The following is a 21,050-nucleotide window of genomic DNA, read 5'->3' on the forward strand; positions in this document are numbered from 1 at the left end:
GTCGCGGGGCGTCTTCGCTTACAAGCCGCGCCTTCGCGTACCGAACCGCCGGGCGAACAGGCATGCCTAGGCGGTTCTTAAACTCTGAGGAACACCACCCCACGGCTCAAGTAGCCCGAAGGGCGGTAGCCCCTCAAAAAGGAGATCGAAATGCCGAAACTGAAGACGAAGTCGGGCGCCAAGAAGCGCTTCAAATTCACGGCCACTGGCAAGGTGAAGGCCGGGGTTGCGGGCAAGCGTCACCGCTTGATCAGCCACAACTCGAAATACATCCGCCAGAACCGCGGCACCTCGGTCATGGCCGATGCCGACGCCAAGAAGATCAAGTCCTACATGCCGTACGCCTGATCGGCGCGCGCTGTACGACAGATCTCAACCCAAAGAATTTGAAGGAATAGCGACATGGCTCGCGTTAAACGTGGCGTAACTTCGCACGCCAAGCACAAGAAGGTTCTGGAGCAGGCCAAGGGCTTCTCCGGCCGCCGCAAGAATACGATCCGCACGGCCAAGGCCGCCGTCGACCGCGCCGGGCAATACGCCTATCGCGACCGTCGCGCCAAGAAGCGCAACTTCCGCGCCCTGTGGATCCAGCGCATCAACGCCGCCGCGCGTATCGAAGGCTTCACCTACAGCCAGTTCATCAACGGCCTGAACAAGGCCGGCATCGAACTGGACCGCAAGGTCCTGGCCTCGATCGCCGCCGACGGGGCCGGCTTCAAGGCCGTCGCCGACAAGGTTCGCGCCGCCCTGGCCTAAGGGCGTCGGGCCCAGGTCCGTCCGCGTTCGATAAAGATCAACGCCCGCTCCGGTCTCCCGGGGCGGGCGTTCTTCGTTTCAGGCCCCCAAGCCAGGTTCGGGCCGGACTCAGGCGGCTTGCGGCACGGGGGCGGTCTGAGCCGCCGCCAGCACCAGGCGGATGGCGTTCAGCAGGGCGTCGGGCTGGATCGGCTTCTGGGCCACGCCGTTCATGCCGGCGGCGATATAGTCCAGCTCGTCCCCCTCCTCGGCGTTGGCGGTCAGGGCCAGGATCGGCAGGCGCGAGGCCGGGCCGGACAGGGCGCGAATGGCGCGGGTGGCGGCGACCCCGTCCATGACCGGCATCTTGATGTCCATCAGGGCGAGGTCGAACCGGCGGACCTGGACGGCGTCCAGCGCCTCCTGGCCGTTCTCGGCCATTTCGGCGGTGCAGCCGAACATCTCCAGCAGCTTGGCGGCGACGAAGCGGTTGGTGGCGTTGTCGTCGACCACCAGCACATGCAGGGTGTCGTGTGGCGTCGGCTCGGCCATGACCGGACCGACGGCCCCTTCGTCGGCGGCGCAGGCGGTCAGCGGCAGCAGCACTTGGAACCGCGCCCCGCCCAAAGGCGAGACGCCCAGGCCGATGCTCCCCCCCATCCGTTCGGCGATCTGGCGGCAGATGGCCAGACCCAGTCCGGCGCCGGCGCCTTCGCGTCCGGCCTTGCCGATATTGAAGGGGTCGAAGATGGTCGCCGCCGCCGCCTCGGGCACGCCGGGGCCGCTGTCGTCCACGGCCAGTTCCACGTTTAGACCCGTGTCGGACCTGCGGCTGACCAGGGTGGCGACCACGCCGCCGGTCTGGGTGAATTTCAGGGCGTTGCCGACCAGGTTGTTCAGCAGCTGTTTCACCCGCATCCCGTCCGCCCGGACCCAGGGACCGGCCTCAAGATCGGTGCGGACGGTCAGGTTCAGGCCCTTCTCCTCGGCGCGCGGCCGCCACAGGGCGTCGATGTCGAAGGCGACGGCGCTCAGGTCCAGCGGTTCTTCCTCCAGGGTCAGCATCCCGGCCGAGGCGCGCGACATGTCCAGGGCGTCGGTCAGCAGGCGCAGCAGGCTCTGGCCGGAATCGATGACGGTGCGGACATAGGGGCGAAGCTCCTCCTGTTCGAGCTTCCGCTCCATCAGGGCTGCGACGCCCAGGACCCCGTTCAACGGCGTGCGGATTTCATGGCTCATGACGGCCAGGAATTCGGACTTGGCGCGGCTGGAGGCGACGGCTTCGGCCTCGGCTATGGCCAGGTCCCGGGCCAGGGCCCCCATTTCCTCGGCGCGCTGGCGGTGCAGGGCGGCGCCGGCCTGGACGACCTGAAGAGCCGTGCCGACGCCGACATAACGTCCCTCGGCCACGACGATGAAGCCGCTCAGCAGGGCGCCCAGTTCCGCCGCGCCATAGGCCTGGAAGAAGGTCTCTGCGCTGGTCCCGGCCTCCGCAATGGGGGCGTTGCGGTCCATCAGGCTTTCGGCCGGCTTCTTGGCGTACAGGGCGCGCCCGAACTCGGCCGCCATGCGCAGGGTGAAGGCGTTGCGCTCGATGATGCCGACCGGGCGCCCGTCATCGTTCACGACGGCCAGGGCCAGGGTGTTCGGCTCGGTCTGGAAGCGTTCGAATACCTCGGCGCCCGGCGTGGACGGAGCCACCGGCGCGATCAAGTCAACGAAATCACCGATCAGCGGCATTCGGCCCCCCTTATGTCCACGAAGGCGGGCTTAACCGGTGATATTTAACAACGGCTTTGCCGATCATGAACCTTTCACGGCGCGTTGCGGACAGTTGATCCGAAGGCGGATGATAACAGCGCCGGTTCCCATGCGCGGAAGTCCGGACTAGTCTGGACGCATGGGGATACGTGTCCTGATCTGCGGTCTTGCGGCGGTCGCCGCCCTGGCCTTCCCGGCGGCCGCACAGGACCGCCGGGTCGCCGTGACCTTCGACGACCTGCCCTATCAGGCGTCGGAGGCGGCGCTGTGCGAACCCGCCGAACTGATGCGGCTGACCACGGATTTCGTGGCCATGCTGAAGCCGCTCGACACCCAGGGGACGGCCTTCGTCAACGAGGGCAAGGTCTGCGAGCCTGTCCGGGCCACGGCCCTCCCGGCTGCGCTGAACGTCTGGCTGGACGGCGGGCTTGACCTGGGCAACCACAGCTTCAGCCACATCAACATCCACCGCACGACGGCTGAGGCCTATCTGGCCGATGTGGACGCCGGGGCCCCCAACACGCGCGCGGTGCTGGAGGCGCGCGGCCGGACCCTGCGCTGGTTCCGTCATCCCTATCTGTTCACCGGCGAGACCCCGGAAAAGCATGACGCCATCGCCGCCGGCCTGGCCCAGCGCGGCTATACGGTCGCCCCCGTCACGATCGACAACAACGACTGGATGTTCGGCGACGTCTACCGCAAGGCCGAGCAACTGGGCGACGAGGCGCTGAAGCGGCGGATCGGCGAGGCCTATGTGGCCCATATGACCACGGTGCTGGACTTCTTTGAACCCTATAGCGCCGAACTGACCGGGGGGCGCGAGCCGGCCCAGGTCCTGCTGCTGCACGCCAACAGCCTGAACCAGGACTGGTACCCGCAGATCCACGCCCTCTATCTGGTGCGCGGCTATAGCTTCGTGACGCTTGAGGAGGCCCTGTCCGACCCTCTCTACGCCCATGCCGACACCTATGTTCGGGCCAACGGGATCTCCTGGCTGCACCGCTGGACCAGGACCGACGGCCGGCCGATCCGCTGGGAGCCGGAACCGCCCGCCTGGATCGTCGCGGCCAACAAGGCGCCGGCCGACCAGCTTGTCGCCATCGCCTCCGCGCCCTGATCAGGCCCACCACACGCCTTCAAGGGTGACGAAACCGCTTCGGCCCGCTAAGGCACGGGCCAAATGACCGATCTCGCCACACTCGAACTCGACCTGATCAACGCCATCGGCGGCGCGGAAACCGTCGCCGCCCTCGAAGAGGTGCGCGTCGCCGCCCTGGGCAAGTCCGGCTCCGTCTCCGGCCTACTGAAGGGGATGGGGGCCATGAGCCCCGACGAACGCCGCGAACAGGGGCCGATGATCAACGGCCTGCGCGACCGCGTGTCCGCCGCCATCGCCGCCAAGAAGGCCGAGCTGGAGGCCGCCGAACTGGACGCCCGGCTTCAGGCCGAGCGCGTCGATCTGACCCTGCCGGCCCGGCCGCGTCGCAAGGGCGGGGTCCACCCGACCATGCAGGTGATGGACGAGATGATCGCCCTGTTCGCCGAGATGGGCTTTGCGGTCGCGGAAGGCCCGGACATCGAGGACGACTTCCACAATTTCACCGCCCTGAACTTCCCGCCGAAACATCCGGCGCGGGAAATGCACGACACCTTCTTCCTGAAGCCCGACCCCGAGACGGGCGAGCGCAAGGTGCTGCGCACCCACACCTCGCCGGTGCAGGTCCGCACTATGATGTCCCAGAAGCCGCCGATCCGCATCATCGCGCCGGGCCGCACCTTCCGTAAGGATTCGGACGCCACCCACACGCCGATGTTCCACCAGATCGAAGGCCTGGTGATCGACCGAGACATCCATATGGGCCATCTGAAGACGACGCTTCAGACCTTCATCGCCCGCTTCTTCGAGCTGGACGTGGTTCAGGCGCGGTTCCGTCCGCACCATTTCCCCTTCACCGAACCCTCGGCCGAGATGGACATCCGCTGCGACCGCTCCGGCGGGAAACTGGTGTTCAACACCGGCGACGACTGGCTGGAGATTCTGGGCTGCGGGATGGTGCATCCCAATGTGCTGAAGAACTGCGGCATCGACCCGAACGAATATCAGGGCTTCGCCTTCGGTATGGGGGTGGATCGGCTGGCCATGCTGAAATACGGCGTGCCCGACCTGCGCCCCATGTTCGACGCCGATACGCGCTGGCTGGCCCACTACGGCTTTTCGGCCTTCGCCGCCCCCAACCCGGCCTCGGGCCTGAGCTGAACCCATGACGACTGTAAATCTGCCCTTCCCGCCCGAGTTCGCCCGCCAACAGGTGTTTGAAGATATCCAGATCCCGCTGGCGACCTTCTTCCGTCAGTTGGCGATGACTAACATCTCGATCGTGGAGGGGCGCGCCTTTCGTCGATGCAAGATCGAGGGACCAGCCGTGATGCTGATTCTCGACGGCGTGGCGTTCGATGGTTGCAACATGGGGTTTGACGGGGGGGATGTGCGCAATCTGCTGCTGCGTCCGATGGGTTCCAAGGTGATCGGATCGGTTCCATTCGCCATGTGCCTGTTCGAAGACTGCTCATTCAACGCTGTGGGTTTCACGGGTGAGGATCGGCATCTTCAGGCGTTCCAATCGGCTCTGGGCGGCGTCGCATGAAATTCACCCTCTCCTGGCTGAAGGACCACCTCGAAACGGAGGCCGACGTCCATCAGATCGCCGAGGCCATGACCATGGCCGGGCTGGAGGTCGAAGAGGTTCTCGACCCCGCCGCCAAGCTGGCGCCCTTTACTGTGGCCAAGATCCTGTCGGCCGAGCGTCACCCCAACGCCGACCGGCTTCAGGTCTGCCAGGTCGAGACGGTCGATGGCGTGAAAGAGATCGTCTGCGGCGCGCCGAACGCGCGGGCGGGCCTGACCACCATCTACGCCCCCATCGGCGCCTATGTGCCCGGCCTGGGCGTGACCCTGGTCGAGAAGCCGGTGCGCGGCGTGGTGTCCAACGGCATGTTGTGCTCGGCCTCCGAGCTGGAGCTGGCGGACGAAAGCGACGGCATCCAGGAACTGCCGCCGGAGATCCCGGTGGGGACGCCCGTCGCCGGCCTGTTCGGCGCGGAACCCGTCATCGACTTCGAAGTGACGCCGAACCGGCCCGACTGGCTGGGCGTCGCCGGCATCGCCCGCGATCTGGCCGCCGCCAGCGTCGGCAAGCTGAAGCATTTCGACATCGCCGTGGTGCGCGGGGCCTTCCCGTCGCCGATCACCGTCCGTCTGGACGCGCCGAACATGTGTCCGGTCTTCGCCGGTCGCGTGATCCGGGGCGTCAAGAACGGCCCGTCGCCGGCCTGGCTGCAGAAACGCCTGACCGCCATCGGCCTGCGCTCGATCAACCGCCTGGTCGATGTGACCAATCTGATCGCCTACGACCGCGCCCGGCCGCTGCACGTCTATGACGTGGCCAAGCTGGTCGGGACCGAGATCGTGGTGCGCGGCGGGCAGGTTTCGGCCGGGACGGCCCATATCGAGGGCGGCGAGCCCGAGCATCTGATCGCCCTGGACGGCAAGACCTATGCGGCCGCCGCGACCGACTGCGTCATCGCCGACGCCGGGGGCGAGCGCCCCATCGGCCTGGGCGGCGTCATGGGCGGCGAGAGCACCGGCTGCGACGAGACCACGACTGACGTCTTCATCGAAAGCGCCTGGTTCGACCCGCTGGTCATCGCCCAGACGGGCCGCGCGCTGGGCGTCCATTCCGACGCCCAGTACCGGTTCGCGCGCGGCGTCGATCCGGTCTCGGTCACGCCGGGGCTGGAGCTGGCCACCCGCCTGATCCTGGACCTGTGCGGCGGCGAGCCGTCCGAGATCGTCTTCGTCGGCGAACCCCCGGCCAGCCCGGCGCCCTTCGCCTTCGACCCCGCCTATGTGAAGCGCCTGACGGGCATGGACCTGGACGACGACCGGATCGGCACGATTCTCGGCCAGCTCGGCTTCCTCGTCACGGCCGCCCCGGCCGGTCAGGCCGAGCCCTGGATCGTGACCCCGCCGTCGTGGCGGCGCGACGTCGAGGGCCGGGCTGATCTGGTGGAAGAGGTGGCGCGGATCGAGGGCTTCGACAGCCTGCCCGATACGCCCCTGCCCGAGGTCGCCCGGCCCGCCGGCGGGGTGCTGAGCCCCCGCCAGGCCCGCGTCCGAACGGCGCGCCGGGCCCTGGCCGCCCTGGGCTATGCCGAGGCCGTCACCTGGTCCTTCACCAAGCAATCCACGGCGACCCTGTTCGGCGGCGGGGATGACCGGCTGGTGCTGGAGAACCCGATTGCGGCCGATCTGGACTGCATGCGGCCCTCGGCCCTGCCGAACCTGATTCAGGCGGCGGCGAGGAACGCCGCGCGCGGCTTCGACGACGCCGCCCTGTTCGAGATCGGCCCCATCTATCTGGGCGACGGCCCGAAGGATCAGCGCACGGTCATCGCCGCCCTGGTCGCCCCCCACGCCGCCCGCCACTGGGCCGGCGCCGGCGAGGACGCCCTGTTCGCTCTGAAGGCCGATCTGACCACCCTGCTGGAAGAGATCGGCGCGCCGGTCGGTTCGCTGCAACTGGTCCAGGGTCAGAACCGCGACTGGTGGCACCCCGGCCGTTCGGCCCGGCTGCAACTGGGCCCCAAGAATGTGATGGTCGAGTTTGGCGAACTGCACCCGCGCGTGCTGAAGGCGCTGGACGCCGACGGCCCGATGCTGGGCTTCGAGATCGTGCTGGACGCTGTGCCTGAGCCGCGCGGCAAGTCGGGCAAGGCGCGGGGATCGGCGGACCTGTCGGCCTTCATGCCCCTGAGCCGCGACTTCGCCTTCGTGGTCGAGGACGCCAAGCCGGTCGGCGATCTGGTCCGGGCGGCGGCCGGCGCCGACAAGGCCCTGATCGCCGAGGTCCGGGTGTTCGACGTCTATCGCGGCAAGGGCGTGGACGACGGCTTCAAGTCCGTCGCCCTGGAAGTCGTGATCCAGCCGCGCGAGGCGACCTTGGCCGAGGCGGAGATCGAGGCCCTGACCGCCAAGATCGTGGCGGCGGTGGAGAAACAGGGCGGCAGGCTACGGGGCTGACGGGGCCCTCTCCGTCACGGCGCTCTGCGCCGCGCCACCTCCCCACAAGGGGAGGATTTCGGTCATCGCCGTCCGCATTTCTCCCCCTTGTGGGGAGGGGGACCGCCGCGCCTCTTCGCGCGGTGGTGGAGGGGGCCTGACACGGATGTCGGTGTTGTGGGCCCGATAGATGTCGCAGCCAGCCGTACCCCCTCCGTCACGGCCCTGCGGGCCGCGCCACCTCCCTCAGAGGGGGAGGAGTAAGTCCCCGTTAACCTTGAAGCCGCAAGGCTGCCGCAAAGGTCGGGAACGGTGACATGAAGCCCGGCGTCCCCGCCGGCTGTCCCCCGCCGCCCCTCGGAGCTCCCATGCATCGTCGCCAATTGATCCTCTCCGGCCTGGCCACCGCCGCCGGCGCCTCGTCCGTCGGGGCCTGCGCCACGGCTCCGGCCAACCCGAATTATCCGATCCGTTCGGACAATACGGCGCCGGCCTACAGCTTCGACGAACTGGTTGCGGCCGGGTCCAAGGAACTGGGCATTGCGGCCGAGGTCGTGGGTGGGGCCATCGAGCGGGTCTTCGCCGACCAGGGCGACCGCCCCACCGCCTATATAGCGGGCGAAGAGGGCTCCGGCGCCGTGGTCGTGGGCGCGCGTTATGGGCGCGGCGCTTTGCACATGAAGGACCTGTCGGCCTCGCAGGAGGTGTTCTGGCAGGGGGCCTCGATCGGCTGGGACTGGGGCGGCAACGCCAGCCGGGTCTTCACCCTGGTGTACGGCCTGTATCACCCGGACATGATCTATCGTCGCTATCCGGGCGTCGAAGGTTCGGCCTATCTGATCGCCGGCCTGGGCGTGAACTATCAGCAGGCCGACGGCATCGTCCTGGCCCCCATCCGCACCGGCGTCGGCCTGCGCCTGGGCGCCAATATCGGCACCATGAGCTACAGTCGTCAGCGCAATCTTCTGCCGTTCTGATCTTTTCTTTCGTCATCCTCGGGTTCGACCCGAGGATGAGGCGGCGTGATCAACCCACCAATCGCAACGGCGGCGGCGTCTCCAGCATCGTCGCCAGCCCCTCGCGCCAGGTCGGATATTTCGGACGCCAGCCCAGTTCCGCCTTGGCCAGGGCGTTCGAGACCCGTTTGGAATCCAGATAGAAGCGCCGCATGGCCTCGCTGACGCTGTCGTCGGTCCAGTCGATCTCGGGCGGGCGCGGCAGGCCCATCCTTTCGGCGGCCCATTCCACCACCACATCGGCCGGGGCGGGTTCGTCGTCGGTCAGATTATAGGCGGCGCCGGGCCGGGGCCGGTCCATCGAGGCGAACAGGGCCGAGACCACATCGTCCACATGGATGCGGTTGAAGACCTGGCCCGGCTTGCGCACCAGTCTGGCCGTCCCGTCGCGCAGTCGCTCGACCACGCTGCGACCGGGGCCATAGAAGCCCGGCAGGCGGAAGATCTGCACCGTCAGCCCCATGCCCTGACCGCCGTCAAGCCAGTCGCGCTCGACCCGCACCCGCCGCGCGCCCTCCAGGCTGGCGGCGTTCAGCGGTCCGTCCTCGAACACCCAGCCCCCGGCCCGGTCGCCATAGACGCTGGTCGAGGAGACGTATCCGATCCAGTCGGGCCAGGCCTGGGACGCCACCGGCCCCAGGGCGCGCAGACCGGGGCAGCCGTGGGCGTCGGGCGCGGCCGTGACCAGAACCGCCGTGGCGGCCTCCAGCGCGGTCTTCAGGGCCTCGGGATCGGCGGGGTCGATCGTCGTGATCCCCTCGGCCGACAAGGCCCGGCGGCGTTCGGCGTCGCGCGAGGTGGCGACGGCCCGCCCGCCGCGCCGGATCGCCTCCAGCGCCGCCGCCCGGCCCAGATAGCCGCCGCCGAAGACCAGCAGGCACGGCTCGCGGCCGGACGAAGGAGCGGGGGCGGCGTCGGGCATCGATCTACTCAGGCGGTCAGGACTTGGGGCGGCGCATACGGCCGCGCTTCATTTTCCAGCGCCTCGGCCCGGCGTTGGTTCCAGGCGGAGACACAGGGCACCCGCGTCAGGTCGGCCCGGTCGGCGTAGTGGCGGGCGATCTCGGTCACTTCGTCCATCAGGCCCTGGGCCAGGGTGATGGGCTTCAGCCCCAGGTCGCGAAACTGGTCGTTGGCGACGACCAGGTCGTTCTCGTCGGCCTCCTGGCGCGGATTGGCGACGTTGTGGACCACGGCGCCGGTCTTGTCGGCGATCATGGCGGCCAGGTCGCGGACCCGGCGGCTTTCGGTCATCTGGTTCAGGATCTTGACCCGGTCGCCACGCTTGGGCGGGTTCTTCAGCGCCAGTTCGACGCAGCGCACCGTGTCCTGAATATGGATGAAGGCCCGCGTCTGGCCGCCCGATCCGTGGACCGTCAGCGGATAACCGACCGCCGCCTGCATCAGGAACCGGTTCAGCACCGTGCCATAGTCGCCGTCATAGTCGAACCGGTTGATCAGCCGCTCGTCCAGCTTGGTCTCGACCGTCTGCGTGCCCCAGACGATGCCCTGGTGCAGGTCGGTGATCCTCAAGGCGTCGTTGCGGGCGTAGAACTGGAACAGCAGGGCGTCCTGCGTCTTGGTCATGTGATAGATGCTGCCCGGATTGGGCGGGAACAGGATCTCCTGCTCGGCGGGGCCGTGGTCGGTGTCCACCGTCACCTTCAGATAGCCCTCGGGGATGCGCAGGCCGGCGGTGCCGTAGCCATAGACACCCATGGTGCCCAGGTGCGCCAGGTGCACGTCCAGCCCGCTCTCGACGATGGCGGCCAGCAGATGGTTGGTGGCGTTGATGTTGTTGTCGACGGTGTAGAGCTTGTGCCGCGCCGACTTCATCGAATAGGGGGCCGCCCGCTGTTCGGCGAAATGCACCACGCTGTCGGGCGCCAGGTCGCGGATCAGGGCGACCAGCCGGTCGAACTCCTTGCCGACCGTCATGTTGACGAAGCCGATGTCGCGGCCCGACACCGCTTTCCAGGCCTTGATTCGCTCGCCCATGGTGCGGATCGGCGTCAGCGACTGGACCTCCAGCTCGTTGTCGATGTTGCGCCGGCTCAGGTTGTCGACGACGGTCACGTCCCAACCTTTGGCCGACAGGTGCAGGGCCGTCGGCCAGCCGCAGAAACCGTCGCCGCCCAGAACCAGAACGCGCATGGAAAAAGCCTCGTCGTCGTCGCAAAGGTCATGCCTAGCCCAGCGGGGGGCCATCAGCAAAGCGGGGCTGTTAAGCGCGTGATGCGACGCTTTGACGAAAACCCCTTGGAAAGGGACGGCGCACAGGTTAAGTCTCCGTCGTCTCCCACTCAAACGCAGCTTTACGGGCCTCTATCCGGCTGTTCGCGCTTGAGCCGATCATGACGGTCGGTCCCGCAAGGACCGGCGCACCATGCGGGCGACAAGGCATTCCGACAGATCGACAATCGGGGATCGGCCCCGAGCGAAACGGAACCACGAAACGGACGGAACCGGCCGACGGCCTGGGCTCCATCCCTGCACACGGTAGCGCGAATGAGAGATTTCAAGGGCATGAAGCGTCAGCGCGGACGCAATCGGAACAAGGCGGGCGCCTCAAACGCCAACAGCGCCAATCCGAATCGTTCGTGGGACTCGCAAGGCCCCGAAAACATCAAGGTCCGGGGCAACGCCCAGACCGTGTATGAGCGCTATCAGCAGCTCGCCCGCGACGCCTCGTCCGGCGGCGACCGGGTGCTGGCCGAAAACTACCAGCAGCACGCCGAACACTATTACCGCGTCCTGCGCGCCCTTCAGCCGCAACGGTCCTTCTCGGACATCGCGGCGCGCGAGCAGTCGAACCAGGGCTTCGACATCGATTTCGAGGACGAATCCGGCGCCCAGGCCGCCGCCTTCGTCGCCGCCCAGCAGGCCGCCGACCGGCAGGCCGCCGACCGACAAAGCCAGGACGGCGCCGAGCGCGACCAGACCCAGAACCGCGACCGCAACGACCGCGACCAAAACCGGGATCGCGATTTCAACCGCGACCGCGACCCATCCCAGAATCGCGACCGGGATCGTGATCGTGACCGGGATCAGACCCAAAACCGCGATCAGAACCGTGATCGCGATCGCGACCAGAACCGCGACGCTCAGCCGCCGCGTGAACCCCGCGAGCCGCGCGAAGACGGCGAGGCCCGCGCCGAGGGCGAGGGCGGTCGCCGCGAGAGCCGCCGCGAACGCTGGGAGCGTCGCCGCGAGGAACGCAACCGTCGCTTCGAAGGCCAGGAGAATGCAGGTTCGGACGAAGCCGCCGACGGCGTCCAGCAGGACGCCGCGCCCGTGGCCGAGCGCGCCGAGCCGGTGGTCGAATCGCCTGCCGTCGAGGGTCCGGCCGCAGAGGAGCGGCCCGCTCGCCGCACCCGTCGTCCGGCCGTCGCCGCAGCAGCCTCGGATGACGACGCCCCGACCGCCCTGCCGGGCTTCCTGACCCGTTCGTCCGCCCCCGCGCCCGCCGTCGAGGCGGCTGCAGACGCCGAACCCGCGCCGCGTCGTCGCGCCCCGCGCCGCAAGGTCGAGGCTGTCGCCGACGGCGAAGACTGAGGCGCGCCCTGATCCGATGGGCGTGCGGCCTTGACGGCGGCCGCCCATACGGCGCCTAAAGGGACGACTTCGCCATAAGGCTCGGCCCTACAGAGCGTCGGGCCCGACCAGCGTTAAGGGAAGCTTTGATGCGTCAGTTCGTTCAGTCTCGCCCGACCGTCCGCACCCTCGTCCGGGGTCTTGCCCTGACCGCCGTGGTCGCCGTCGCGGCCTGCGCCTCGACCCCGCCGCCTCCACCGCCGCCGCCGCCGCCCGGCGGCTCCGGCGCGGTGCTGATGGACTGGCGCGGGGTCATCACCGCGGCGGACCGCGACCGGTATCAGCGTCGCGACGCCGCCTGGACCCTGGCCCTGCAACAGGCGGGTCGCCAGCGTGGATCCGGCGATCTGACCAGTCTGGGCGATCTTATCGACCCCAGGGCCGGCCGCGCCGACGTGGCGCCGCCGCCCGGAAACTACCGCTGCCGCACCGTCAAACTGGGCTCCCAGGGCGGCGAGGATGGTCTGGGCTATGTGATCTACGGCTGGTTCGCCTGCCGGATCGAACAGACCTCGCGCGGCCTGAAGTTCACCAAATTGACAGGGTCGCAGCGTCCGTCGGGTCTGTTGTTCCCCGAGAACGACCGCCACATGCTGCTGCTCGGCTCCATGGCCCTGGCCCAGGAACCGGCCGCCAACTCCTACGGCCGCAATCCCGACCGCGACATGGTCGCCGTGCTGGAACGGATCGGCGAGGCGCGCTGGCGGCTGGTCCTGCCCTGGCCGCAGTATGAGTCCAATCTGGATCTGATCGAACTGGTCCCCGCCAGCGGCGGCTGACTGAACCTTGCGGCGGCTCGGCCGTTAGGGGGGCGTATCCTACGGAAGCTCGATCATGCGCCGCACCTCGCTCGTCTTCGCCCTCGCCGCCACCGCCGCCCTTGCAGCCTGTGGTGAAAACAGCCCGAACAGCGCGGCTGAGATTTCCCCCGCCGTGTCCGAACCCGCCGCCGGCGTGCCGGCCCGCGCCGCGGCGCCCGCCCGGGCGACGCCCGAACAGCAGGCGGCGACCCCGACCGGCGGGGTCCAGGGCGGGACCGACAACTGGCGCAGCGTCGCCACGCCCGGGGACGCCAGCCTGCTGGGGCGGCTCGATCAGGCCTGGCGCATGAGCCGCGCCGAGGCGGAAACGGCCGGCTTCGCCCGTCAGGTCGAGGCCCTGGGGCCTCTGGTCGATCCCAACGCCGCCCAGGCCGGTCAGCTTCAGCCCGCGCCCGGCGACTATCGCTGTCGCACGATCAAGCTGGGACGCCACGCCGAGGGCCAGGGCGCCGCCTTTGTCGAACAGCCCTGGGCCGCCTGTTCGGTGGAGATGACCCCCGGCGGCGATCTGATCCTGGCCAAGACCGGCGGGCCGCAGCGGATGCGCGGCCTGCTTTATCCGGATACGGATCGTCGCCTGGTCTATGTCGGAGCCCAGGCCGTGGGCGAGGCTCAAAAGACCGTCCCCGCCTATGGCCAAGACACCGCGCGCGACCAGGTCGGGGTGCTGGAACGGGTCGGCCAGAACCGCTGGCGGCTGGTCCTGCCCTGGCCCAAGCAGGACGCCAAACTGGAACTGCTGGAGATTGTGCGCTGACCGGCTAGACCCGGGTCAGCTTCAGATCCTGATAGTCGTAGGAGAAGTCGATGTCGGGCGACACGCCCTTCATCGTCGCCGTGGCCGGCTTGGCGGTCTGGATGCTGAAGGTGACGAAGGCGTCCTCCTCGCGCTTGTCCGGGAACCGGGTGCGGAAGGTCTCGCCGTCATAGGGTTCCAGCCAGCCCTTCAGCGCCGGGGTGTGGGTGAAGCTCAGCCACAGGCCGGTCTTGCGATTTCGGCCCCGCCCCTCGATCTTCCGTTCAATGGTGATGTCGCCGTACCAGGGGTCGCGCCAGGTTCCGACATAGGCGTCCAGCGGCATGGACGGCGCCGCGCCCGCCGCCTGTTTGGCGTCGATCTCGGCGGCGGCGGCGATGGATTTCGCACTGCCCTCGGCCTCCAGCCGTTTGGAGTCCGCGATCCAGTCCACATCGACCTTGCCCATGCACAGGTCGGCGATGCCCGCGCGCAGGGCGCGCAGCAGGAAGCTTTCCTCGGCGTTTGAGAAGATGCTGAAACCGGTCTTGCGGCCGGGGATCAGCACCGTTGCCGAAATCCCGCCGGGCGAGCCGCCGCCGTGGCTGATCAGCCGCTCGCCGCGATAGTCCTGAACCTGCAGCCCCATGGCGTAGGTCGAGGCGATGGCTCGGTTCGGCAGTTCCGCCGTCGGTCCGGGCGAGCTGCCGACGATGATGTTCGGCTTGAACATCTCGCGCGCCGCCGCCTCCGAGAACAGCCGCGTCCCGTCGGGCAGCAGGCCGTCGTTCAGCCGCACGGCGATCCACTTGGCCCAGTCGGTCGGGGTGGTGCAGATCCCGCCCGCCGCCGCCGCCGAATCCCAGTTCCACACCTCGACGATGGAGGCCGCGATCGGCGTCATCGCCCCCTGATAGCGCAGCGGCGGTCCGACCCGGCCATGGGGCAGGGCGGACCTGGCCGGATCGGCCAGCCGCGCCAGCGGCACGGTCTCGCTCATGCCGACGCGGTCCAGGATGCGGGTCTGGATGAAGTCTTCCCAGGTCAGGCCCGACACCGCCTCGATCACCGCACCGGCGACCACGAACATCAGGTTGCAATAGTGATAGCGCGCCCGGAACCCGTCCTCGATCGGCACGAAGGCGGCCTGGGCCAGGACCTCGGCGCGGGTCCGGTCGCTGTTGGGCCAGAACAGCAGGTCGCCGGCGCCCAGGCCGAACCCGGCGCGGTGGCTCAGGGTGTCGCGCACCGTGATGTGTTCGCCGATATAGGGGTCCGACAGGGTGAAGCCGGGCAGATAGGTGCGAACGGGCGCGTCCCACGCCACCTTGCCCTCGTCGACCAGGATGGCCAGGGCGGCGGCGGTGACGTTCTTGGTGTTCGACGCGATGGCGAACAGGGTGTGTTCGTCCGCCCGGGCGGGTTTGCCCTGAAGCTTCACGCCGTAACCGCGCGTCAGCACCGGCGTTCCGTCCTTGACCACGGCGATCCCCAAAGCCGGCTGGTCGGGCCAGGCCGCCATGGCCTGGGTCACATAGGCGTCCACCGCCTCGGCCAGACCCGCATCGTCATTGGCCGCCTGCGCCCAGACCGGAGCGCCGACGGCTTGGGCCGCCAGCGCCGCCGCGCCACCGGAAGCGAACAGGGAACGGCGCGACAGACGAAGGGACATCAGGAAAGGCTCCGGCGAAGACTGGCGTGACGCTAACGCGCCTTTCTCCTCTAGGCCAGCCGCCAGGCCTGCAGATGGTCCAGCACGTCGGCGACGATCTGCTGGCGGGTGAAGCCCGTCACATCGCGCGGCCGGGTCCCCTCGCCGGTCTGGGCCGTCATGCGCCATTCGATGGCGCGGCGTCCTTCCGGCGCATCCAGCGGGGTGATGGCCGGCAGGGGTCGCGACCGGGCGCCCAGTCGGTACAGGAAGTCGCGGCCCTCGGCGTGGGGCACGACCAGCCAGACCGCCTGTTCGTCCGCCTCGACCCGGCTCTGGTCCAGGCCCTCGGCGACCAGGGCCTCGCGCACTTCGGCCAGGGCGGGGGCGCCGTGACGCTGCATCTGGCGGCCGATGTCGCGGCGGCTGGCCGGGGCGAAGATCCGCTTCAACCGCTCGCCCAGCGGCGGGGTCTCGGTCTCGACCGTCTCGCCCTTCAGGTCGGCGTTCATCTGCCGGATCAGGGCCAGGCATAGCAGGATGATGATGACGGTGAAGGGCAGGGCGGCCAGCAGGGTGGCGGCCTGAAGCGCGCTCAGACCCCCGGCCAGCAACAGGGCCGCCGCCGTCAGCCCCTCCAGCGTGCACCAGTAGACCCGCTGCCAGCGCGGCGTGTCGTCCGCCCCGCCCGAGGCGATGGTGTCGATCACCAGCGACCCGCTGTCGGCCGAGGTGACGAAGAAGACCGCCACCAGCAGCACCGCCAGGGTCGAGGTGATCGCGGCCCCCGGCAGGTTCTCCAGGAAGTGGAAGATGGCGGTCGACAGGTCGGCCTGCACCGCTTGCGAAATCGCGCCGGCAGCCTGGCCCATGTCCAGGCTGATGGCCGTGTTTCCGAACACCGTCATCCACAGGAAGGTGAAGCCGGTCGGGACCAGCAGCACGCCGATGATGAACTGCCGCACCGTTCGGCCGCGCGAGATCCGGGCGATGAACATGCCCACGAACGGCGACCAGGCGATCCACCAGGCCCAGTAGAACAGGGTCCAGTTGGCCATCCAGCCGCGCGGCTCATAGGCGTACAGGTTGAAGGTGCGGATGAAGAAATGGTCCAGGTACAGGCCGAAATTCTGCACCAGGGCCTTCAGCAGAAAGCCCGTCGGCCCGACCACCAGCACGAACAGCATCAGCAGCACGGCCAGGACCAGGTTCAACTCGGACAGTCGCCGCACCCCCTTGTCCAGTCCGGTCAGGACCGAGGCGGTCGCCGCCGCCATGACCAGGGCGATCAGCCCCACCTGCATCCAGGGCGTATTGGGCAGGCCGGTCAGATAGTTCAGACCGCTGTTGATCTGGGACACGCCCAGGCCCAGCGAGGTGGCGATGCCGAACAGGGTGCCGCAGATGGCGAAGATGTCGACGGCGTCGCCGATCGGCCCGTTGATCCGCTTGCCCAGCAGGGGCGACAGCCCGGACCGCAGCGTCAGCGGCAACCCCTTGCGGTGCGCGAAATAGGCCAGGCTCAGCCCCACCATGGCATAGACGGCCCAGGCGTGGACGCCCCAGTGGGTGAAGGTGATGACCATGGCCTCGCGCGCGGCGTCCAGGGTGCCGGGCGCGGCCTCGGGCGGGGCGGCGTAATGCTGGATCGGTTCGGCGACGGCGAAATACATCAGGCCGACGCCCATGCCGGCGGCGAACAGCATGGCCAGCCAGGAGACATAGGGGAAGTCGGGCTCGGCGTCGTCGGGCCCCAGCTTCAGCCGGCCCGTCGGCCCCAGGGCCAGATAGGCCGCCACCGCCAGGAACCCTGCGACCGAGGAGACATAGAACCAGCCGAAGGTGTCGATCACCCAAGCCTGGGCGCGGCCGAAGAACAGGTCCGAGGCGCCGGGCGCGACCAGGGCCACCAGCAGCAGGGCCCCGGCTATGGCGCTCGCGCCCCAGAAGACGCGGGGGTTCATCTTGGATTTCAGCATCGGCTGAAAGCGTATGGCGAAGCTGGAGGTTCCAGCCCCGCCACGCGGAAGGCCGCCGGCGGCGACCGCCCCGCGATTGGACCCGCCCCCCGACGCGGCCTAGAGATCGCACTGGAGGCTTGAATGGAATTTCTGACGAACAGTCCAGTCGATCCGGGGGTCATACTGCCGTTTTTGGCGGCGGTCGTCCTGATCGAGCTGACGCCCGGTCCCAATATGGGCTGGCTGGCGCTGGTGTCCCTGTCGCAGGGGCGGACGGCGGGGCTGGCGGCCGTCGCGGGCATCACCCTGGGGCTGATGCTGTGGATGCTGGCCGCCGCCTTCGGCCTGACCGAGATCGTGCTGGCCTGGCCGGCCCTGTATCAGGCCATTCGCTGGGCGGGCGTGGGGTTCCTGCTCTGGCTCGCCTGGGAAGCCTGGAAGGGCGAGGGCGATCCGGCCCGCCCGGCGCCCGAGACGCGTGATCGTCGTCGTGCGCTTTTCCTGCGGGGCCTGACCGCCAATCTGCTGAACCCGAAAGCGGCGGTGTTCTATATCGCCCTGCTGCCGGGCTTCATGCGCCCGGACTACGGCCCGGCTTTGCCCCAGGCGCTGACCCTGGGCGGGATCCATGTGGCGGTCAGCGTGGCGATTCACGGTCTGATCGTCGTCACCGCAGCCCGCGTGAGCCGTCTGGGCGCCGTCAGCCAGGGCGCAAGCGTGCGCGCGCTGATGGCGGGCGGCCTGGTGCTGATTGCGGGCTGGACGGCCTGGGAGACGCGACTCTAGGCCGGGGCGCGTCTGCGGCCCGGCCGACGGCCAGGGACGACAGACGGCGCCGTCGCAATTGATTCCGGTCAAGGCGAACCGTCGACCGTCGGGGGCACTTGTGTGGCCTGATCAACACACCCACTTCCATCAGCGAACGGACGCGTCGCTTGTCCCAAAGGGCGCGTCGGACCATTTCCGCCTTCCGAGGGGACACGACACGATGAATCTCGATCTCTACTCCGACCGCGCCAAACAGGCCGTCCAGTCCGCCCAGTCGCTGGCCCTGGCCCGCCGTCACCAGCAGTTCGCCCCCGAACACCTGCTCAAGGTGCTGCTCGAGGAACGCGACGGCCTGGCGCGCAATCTGATCACCGCCGCCGGCGGCGACGCCAAACGCGCCGAGGCCGACACCGAGACCGCGCTGAAGAAGCGCGCCCAGGTCACGGGCGGCTCGGGCCAGCTCTATCTGGACGGCGACACCGCCCGCGTCTTCGCCGCCGCCGAGGAGGCCTCCAAGACCGCCGGCGACGCCTTCGTCACCACCGAACGCCTGCTGGCCGCCCTGGCGCGCGAGGGCGGGGTCGCGGCCGAGGTGCTGAAAGCCTCGGGCGCCAGCGCCGACAAGCTGGACGCCGCCATCGCCGAGGTGCGCAAGGGCAAGACCGCCGACAGCGCCGGCGCCGAGGACGGCTATGACGCCCTGAAACGCTACGCCCGCGACCTGACCCTGGCCGCCCGCGACGGCAAGATCGACCCGGTCATCGGCCGCGACGAAGAGATCCGCCGCACCATCCAGGTCCTGGCCCGTCGCACCAAGAACAACCCTGTCCTGATCGGCGAGCCCGGCGTGGGCAAGACCGCCATCGTCGAGGGCCTGGCCCTGCGCATCGTCAACGGCGACGTGCCCGAGAGCCTGCGCGACAAGACCGTCATGGCGCTCGACATGGGCTCCCTGATCGCCGGCGCCAAATACCGCGGCGAGTTCGAGGAGCGGCTGAAGGCCGTCCTGAACGAGGTCTCGGCGGCCGAGGGCGGCATCGTCCTGTTCATCGACGAGATGCACACCCTGGTCGGCGCCGGAAAGGGCGACGGCGCTATGGACGCCTCCAACCTGCTGAAACCCGCCCTGGCGCGCGGCGAACTGCACTGCGTCGGCGCCACCACGCTGGATGAATACCGCAAACACGTCGAGAAGGACGCCGCCCTGGCCCGCCGCTTCCAGCCGGTCTTCGTCGCCGAACCGACCGTCGAGGACACGGTCTCCATCCTGCGCGGCCTGAAGGAGAAGTACGAGGTCCACCACGGGGTCCGCATCAGCGACAGCGCCATCGTCGCCGCCGCCACCCTGTCGAACCGCTACATCACCGACCGCTTCCTGCCGGACAAGGCCATCGACCTGATCGACGAGGCCGCCAGCCGCGTCCGCATGGCCGTGGACTCCAAGCCCGAGGCCCTGGACGAGATCGACCGCCGCCTGGTCCAGCTCAAGATCGAACGCGAGGCCCTGAAGAAGGAGACCGACCAGGCGTCCCAGCACCGGCTGGAAAAGCTGGAGGACGAGATCGCCGATCTGGAAGGCCAGTCCGACGACCTGACCACCCAGTGGAAGGCCGAAAAGGACAAGGTCGGCCAGGGCGCCCAGCTGCGTGAAACCCTGGACCGCCTGCGCCTCGAACTGACCAACGCCCAGCGCGCCGGCGACCTGGGCCGCGCGTCCGAAATCGCCTACGGCCAGATCCCCCAGATCGAAAAACAACTGGCCGAGGCCGAGGCCAACGAGACCAGCGGAAAGGGTCCCCTGACCCCCGAGGTCGTCGACGCCGAACAGATCGCCGCCGTCGTCAGCCGCTGGACCGGCGTCCCGGTCGACAAGATGCTGGAGGGCGAGCGCGAGAAGCTGCTGAAGATGGAAGAGGCCCTGGGCGGCCGCGTCGTGGGTCAGGACGAGGCCCTGGCCGCCGTCTCCGACGCCGTGCGCCGCGCCCGCGCCGGCCTGAACGACCCCAACCGACCGCTGGGCAGTTTCCTGTTCCTGGGCCCGACCGGCGTGGGCAAGACCGAACTGACCAAGGCCCTGGCCGAGTTCCTGTTCGACGACGAAGCGGCCATCACCCGGCTCGACATGTCCGAATATATGGAGAAGCACAGCGTCTCCCGCCTGATCGGCGCCCCTCCCGGCTATGTCGGCTATGACGAGGGCGGCGCCCTGACCGAGGCCGTGCGCCGCCGCCCCTATCAGGTCGTCCTGTTCGACGAGGTCGAAAAGGCCCACCCCGACGTCTTCAACGTCCTGCTCCAGGTGCTGGACGACGGCCGCCTGACCGACGGCCAGGGCCGCACCATCGACTTCCGCAACACCCTGATCATCATGACCTCCAACCTGGGCAGCCAGTATCTGGCCGAACAGGGCGAGGGCGACGACGTCGAAGCCGTCCGCCCCTTCGTCATGGACGCCGTCCGCGCCCACTTCCGGCCCGAGTTCCTGAACCGGATCGACGAGATCATCCTGTTCCACCGCCTGGGCCGCGAACAGATGGGCGGCATCGTGCGGATCCAGCTGTCACGCTTCGAGAAACTGCTGGCCGACCGCCGGTTGAACCTGTCCCTCGACGACGCGGCTTTGGCCTGGCTGGCCGACCGCGGCTACGACCCGGCCTATGGCGCGCGGCCGCTGAAGCGGGTGATCCAGAAGGAACTGGTGGACCCGATCGCGCGCAAGCTGCTGGCCGGCGAGATCGAGGACGGCGGGGTGATTGCGGTGACGGCCGGCGAGGGCGGGTTGGAGATCGGGAAGGCGCAGGTGCATTAGGGGCGAGATGCTCCATAACGGGTAGGTCGAGGAAAGCGTCTTGCTAGAATTTGCTACAATTCGACGCCCGGGCTTAACGCGCGGAAACTATGATGTTGGCCGAATATTGGAATCCCTTCTTTACTACAGAAGGGTTCAC

Annotated in this window: 17 protein-coding genes; 12 read left to right on the forward strand and 5 right to left on the reverse strand. The window is 68.7% G+C overall.

The features are described from left to right. Positions 1–150 precede the first annotated feature (150 nt). Together rpmI and rplT are read left to right on the forward strand one after the other, a co-directional pair. On the forward strand, positions 151–348 hold the full coding sequence (gene rpmI / locus GGR11_RS15990; RefSeq protein WP_003166435.1) for a 50S ribosomal protein L35: 198 nt from the start codon (positions 151–153) through the stop codon (positions 346–348). Positions 349–402: 54 nt separating this feature from the next. After that, the gene (rplT, locus tag GGR11_RS15995; protein WP_008258832.1) at positions 403–756 is read left to right on the forward strand and encodes a 50S ribosomal protein L20; all 354 of its coding nucleotides are present in this window, start codon (positions 403–405) and stop codon (positions 754–756) included. A gap of 108 nt (positions 757–864) precedes the next feature. On the opposite strand, the gene GGR11_RS16000 is transcribed toward rplT, so the two are convergent. Beyond that, entirely contained in the window at positions 865–2,475 is a 1,611-nt protein-coding gene (locus GGR11_RS16000; RefSeq protein ID WP_183198673.1) for a response regulator, read from the reverse strand. A gap of 160 nt (positions 2,476–2,635) precedes the next feature. Between GGR11_RS16000 and GGR11_RS16005 the strand changes: the two genes are divergently transcribed. The 5 genes from GGR11_RS16005 to GGR11_RS16025 all read left to right on the forward strand — a co-directional run bounded on the left by GGR11_RS16005 (position 2,636) and on the right by GGR11_RS16025 (position 8,532). Next, on the forward strand, positions 2,636–3,613 hold the full coding sequence (locus tag GGR11_RS16005; RefSeq protein WP_183198675.1) for a polysaccharide deacetylase family protein: 978 nt from the start codon (positions 2,636–2,638) through the stop codon (positions 3,611–3,613). A 63-nt stretch (positions 3,614–3,676) separates the two neighbouring features. Then, positions 3,677–4,753, forward strand: coding sequence for a phenylalanine--tRNA ligase subunit alpha (pheS, locus tag GGR11_RS16010; RefSeq protein ID WP_183198677.1), 1,077 nt, complete (start codon positions 3,677–3,679; stop codon positions 4,751–4,753). 4 nt (positions 4,754–4,757) lie between these two features. Beyond that, entirely contained in the window at positions 4,758–5,141 is a 384-nt protein-coding gene (locus GGR11_RS16015; protein ID WP_183198679.1) for a hypothetical protein, read from the forward strand. Further along, positions 5,138–7,576 (forward strand): phenylalanine--tRNA ligase subunit beta, encoded by a 2,439-nt coding sequence (gene pheT, locus GGR11_RS16020; RefSeq protein WP_183198682.1) that lies wholly within the window; start codon positions 5,138–5,140, stop codon positions 7,574–7,576. The genes GGR11_RS16015 and pheT overlap by 4 nt, the downstream gene beginning before the upstream one ends. A gap of 347 nt (positions 7,577–7,923) precedes the next feature. After that, complete coding sequence (locus GGR11_RS16025) at positions 7,924–8,532, forward strand: DUF1134 domain-containing protein (protein WP_008260390.1); 609 nt, start codon at positions 7,924–7,926, stop codon at positions 8,530–8,532. 49 nt (positions 8,533–8,581) lie between these two features. Here GGR11_RS16025 and GGR11_RS16030 read toward each other — a convergent pair whose 3' ends face one another. Together GGR11_RS16030 and GGR11_RS16035 are read right to left on the reverse strand one after the other, a co-directional pair. After that, the gene (locus GGR11_RS16030) at positions 8,582–9,493 is read right to left on the reverse strand and encodes a Rossmann-fold NAD(P)-binding domain-containing protein (protein ID WP_183198684.1); all 912 of its coding nucleotides are present in this window, start codon (positions 9,491–9,493) and stop codon (positions 8,582–8,584) included. Between the two features lie 8 nt (positions 9,494–9,501). After that, positions 9,502–10,725 carry an NAD-dependent epimerase/dehydratase family protein gene (locus tag GGR11_RS16035; protein ID WP_183198686.1) on the reverse strand — a complete coding sequence of 408 codons (1,224 nt, stop codon included), beginning with the start codon at positions 10,723–10,725 and terminating at the stop codon, positions 9,502–9,504. A gap of 354 nt (positions 10,726–11,079) precedes the next feature. Between GGR11_RS16035 and GGR11_RS16040 the strand changes: the two genes are divergently transcribed. From GGR11_RS16040 to GGR11_RS16050, 3 genes are all read left to right on the forward strand, one after another. Then, entirely contained in the window at positions 11,080–12,126 is a 1,047-nt protein-coding gene (locus GGR11_RS16040; RefSeq protein ID WP_183198688.1) for a DUF4167 domain-containing protein, read from the forward strand. A gap of 128 nt (positions 12,127–12,254) precedes the next feature. Continuing rightward, on the forward strand, positions 12,255–12,944 hold the full coding sequence (locus GGR11_RS16045) for a DUF4893 domain-containing protein (protein ID WP_183198690.1): 690 nt from the start codon (positions 12,255–12,257) through the stop codon (positions 12,942–12,944). A 55-nt stretch (positions 12,945–12,999) separates the two neighbouring features. Then, on the forward strand, positions 13,000–13,743 hold the full coding sequence (locus GGR11_RS16050) for a DUF4893 domain-containing protein (protein WP_183198692.1): 744 nt from the start codon (positions 13,000–13,002) through the stop codon (positions 13,741–13,743). A 4-nt stretch (positions 13,744–13,747) separates the two neighbouring features. Here GGR11_RS16050 and GGR11_RS16055 read toward each other — a convergent pair whose 3' ends face one another. Both GGR11_RS16055 and GGR11_RS16060 read right to left on the reverse strand, forming a co-directional pair. Beyond that, on the reverse strand, positions 13,748–15,394 hold the full coding sequence (locus GGR11_RS16055) for a serine hydrolase (RefSeq protein WP_183198694.1): 1,647 nt from the start codon (positions 15,392–15,394) through the stop codon (positions 13,748–13,750). 50 nt (positions 15,395–15,444) lie between these two features. Further along, on the reverse strand, positions 15,445–17,337 hold the full coding sequence (locus GGR11_RS16060) for a BCCT family transporter (protein WP_246331955.1): 1,893 nt from the start codon (positions 17,335–17,337) through the stop codon (positions 15,445–15,447). Between the two features lie 138 nt (positions 17,338–17,475). Here GGR11_RS16060 and GGR11_RS16065 point away from each other — a divergent pair, with 138 nt between their 5' ends. Together GGR11_RS16065 and clpB are read left to right on the forward strand one after the other, a co-directional pair. Next, complete coding sequence (locus tag GGR11_RS16065) at positions 17,476–18,120, forward strand: LysE family translocator (protein WP_183198698.1); 645 nt, start codon at positions 17,476–17,478, stop codon at positions 18,118–18,120. Positions 18,121–18,322: 202 nt separating this feature from the next. Beyond that, positions 18,323–20,911 carry an ATP-dependent chaperone ClpB gene (gene clpB, locus GGR11_RS16070; RefSeq protein ID WP_183198700.1) on the forward strand — a complete coding sequence of 863 codons (2,589 nt, stop codon included), beginning with the start codon at positions 18,323–18,325 and terminating at the stop codon, positions 20,909–20,911. Positions 20,912–21,050: the final 139 nt, after the last annotated feature.

Origin of the sequence: Brevundimonas mediterranea (genome assembly GCF_014196125.1) — a bacterium.
In the GTDB taxonomy this organism is placed as follows: Bacteria; Pseudomonadota; Alphaproteobacteria; order Caulobacterales; family Caulobacteraceae; genus Brevundimonas; species Brevundimonas mediterranea.

What these genes read in the sequence shown, in the direction of transcription:
- clpB (WP_183198700.1), top strand. Translation starts at nt 18,323, where the DNA reads ATGAATCTCGATCTCTACTCCGACCGCGCCAAACAGGCCGTCCAGTCC.
- GGR11_RS16065 (WP_183198698.1), top strand. Translation starts at nt 17,476, where the DNA reads ATGGAATTTCTGACGAACAGTCCAGTCGATCCGGGGGTCATACTGCCG.
- pheT (WP_183198682.1), top strand. Translation starts at nt 5,138, where the DNA reads ATGAAATTCACCCTCTCCTGGCTGAAGGACCACCTCGAAACGGAGGCC.
- GGR11_RS16015 (WP_183198679.1), top strand. Translation starts at nt 4,758, where the DNA reads ATGACGACTGTAAATCTGCCCTTCCCGCCCGAGTTCGCCCGCCAACAG.
- GGR11_RS16035 (WP_183198686.1), bottom strand. Translation starts at nt 10,725, where the DNA reads ATGCGCGTTCTGGTTCTGGGCGGCGACGGTTTCTGCGGCTGGCCGACG.
- GGR11_RS16005 (WP_183198675.1), top strand. Translation starts at nt 2,636, where the DNA reads ATGGGGATACGTGTCCTGATCTGCGGTCTTGCGGCGGTCGCCGCCCTG.
- GGR11_RS16000 (WP_183198673.1), bottom strand. Translation starts at nt 2,475, where the DNA reads ATGCCGCTGATCGGTGATTTCGTTGACTTGATCGCGCCGGTGGCTCCG.
- GGR11_RS16025 (WP_008260390.1), top strand. Translation starts at nt 7,924, where the DNA reads ATGCATCGTCGCCAATTGATCCTCTCCGGCCTGGCCACCGCCGCCGGC.
- GGR11_RS16060 (WP_246331955.1), bottom strand. Translation starts at nt 17,337, where the DNA reads ATGAACCCCCGCGTCTTCTGGGGCGCGAGCGCCATAGCCGGGGCCCTG.
- rpmI (WP_003166435.1), top strand. Translation starts at nt 151, where the DNA reads ATGCCGAAACTGAAGACGAAGTCGGGCGCCAAGAAGCGCTTCAAATTC.
- GGR11_RS16045 (WP_183198690.1), top strand. Translation starts at nt 12,255, where the DNA reads ATGCGTCAGTTCGTTCAGTCTCGCCCGACCGTCCGCACCCTCGTCCGG.
- GGR11_RS16030 (WP_183198684.1), bottom strand. Translation starts at nt 9,493, where the DNA reads ATGCCCGACGCCGCCCCCGCTCCTTCGTCCGGCCGCGAGCCGTGCCTG.
- rplT (WP_008258832.1), top strand. Translation starts at nt 403, where the DNA reads ATGGCTCGCGTTAAACGTGGCGTAACTTCGCACGCCAAGCACAAGAAG.
- GGR11_RS16055 (WP_183198694.1), bottom strand. Translation starts at nt 15,394, where the DNA reads ATGTCCCTTCGTCTGTCGCGCCGTTCCCTGTTCGCTTCCGGTGGCGCG.
- GGR11_RS16050 (WP_183198692.1), top strand. Translation starts at nt 13,000, where the DNA reads ATGCGCCGCACCTCGCTCGTCTTCGCCCTCGCCGCCACCGCCGCCCTT.
- GGR11_RS16040 (WP_183198688.1), top strand. Translation starts at nt 11,080, where the DNA reads ATGAGAGATTTCAAGGGCATGAAGCGTCAGCGCGGACGCAATCGGAAC.
- pheS (WP_183198677.1), top strand. Translation starts at nt 3,677, where the DNA reads ATGACCGATCTCGCCACACTCGAACTCGACCTGATCAACGCCATCGGC.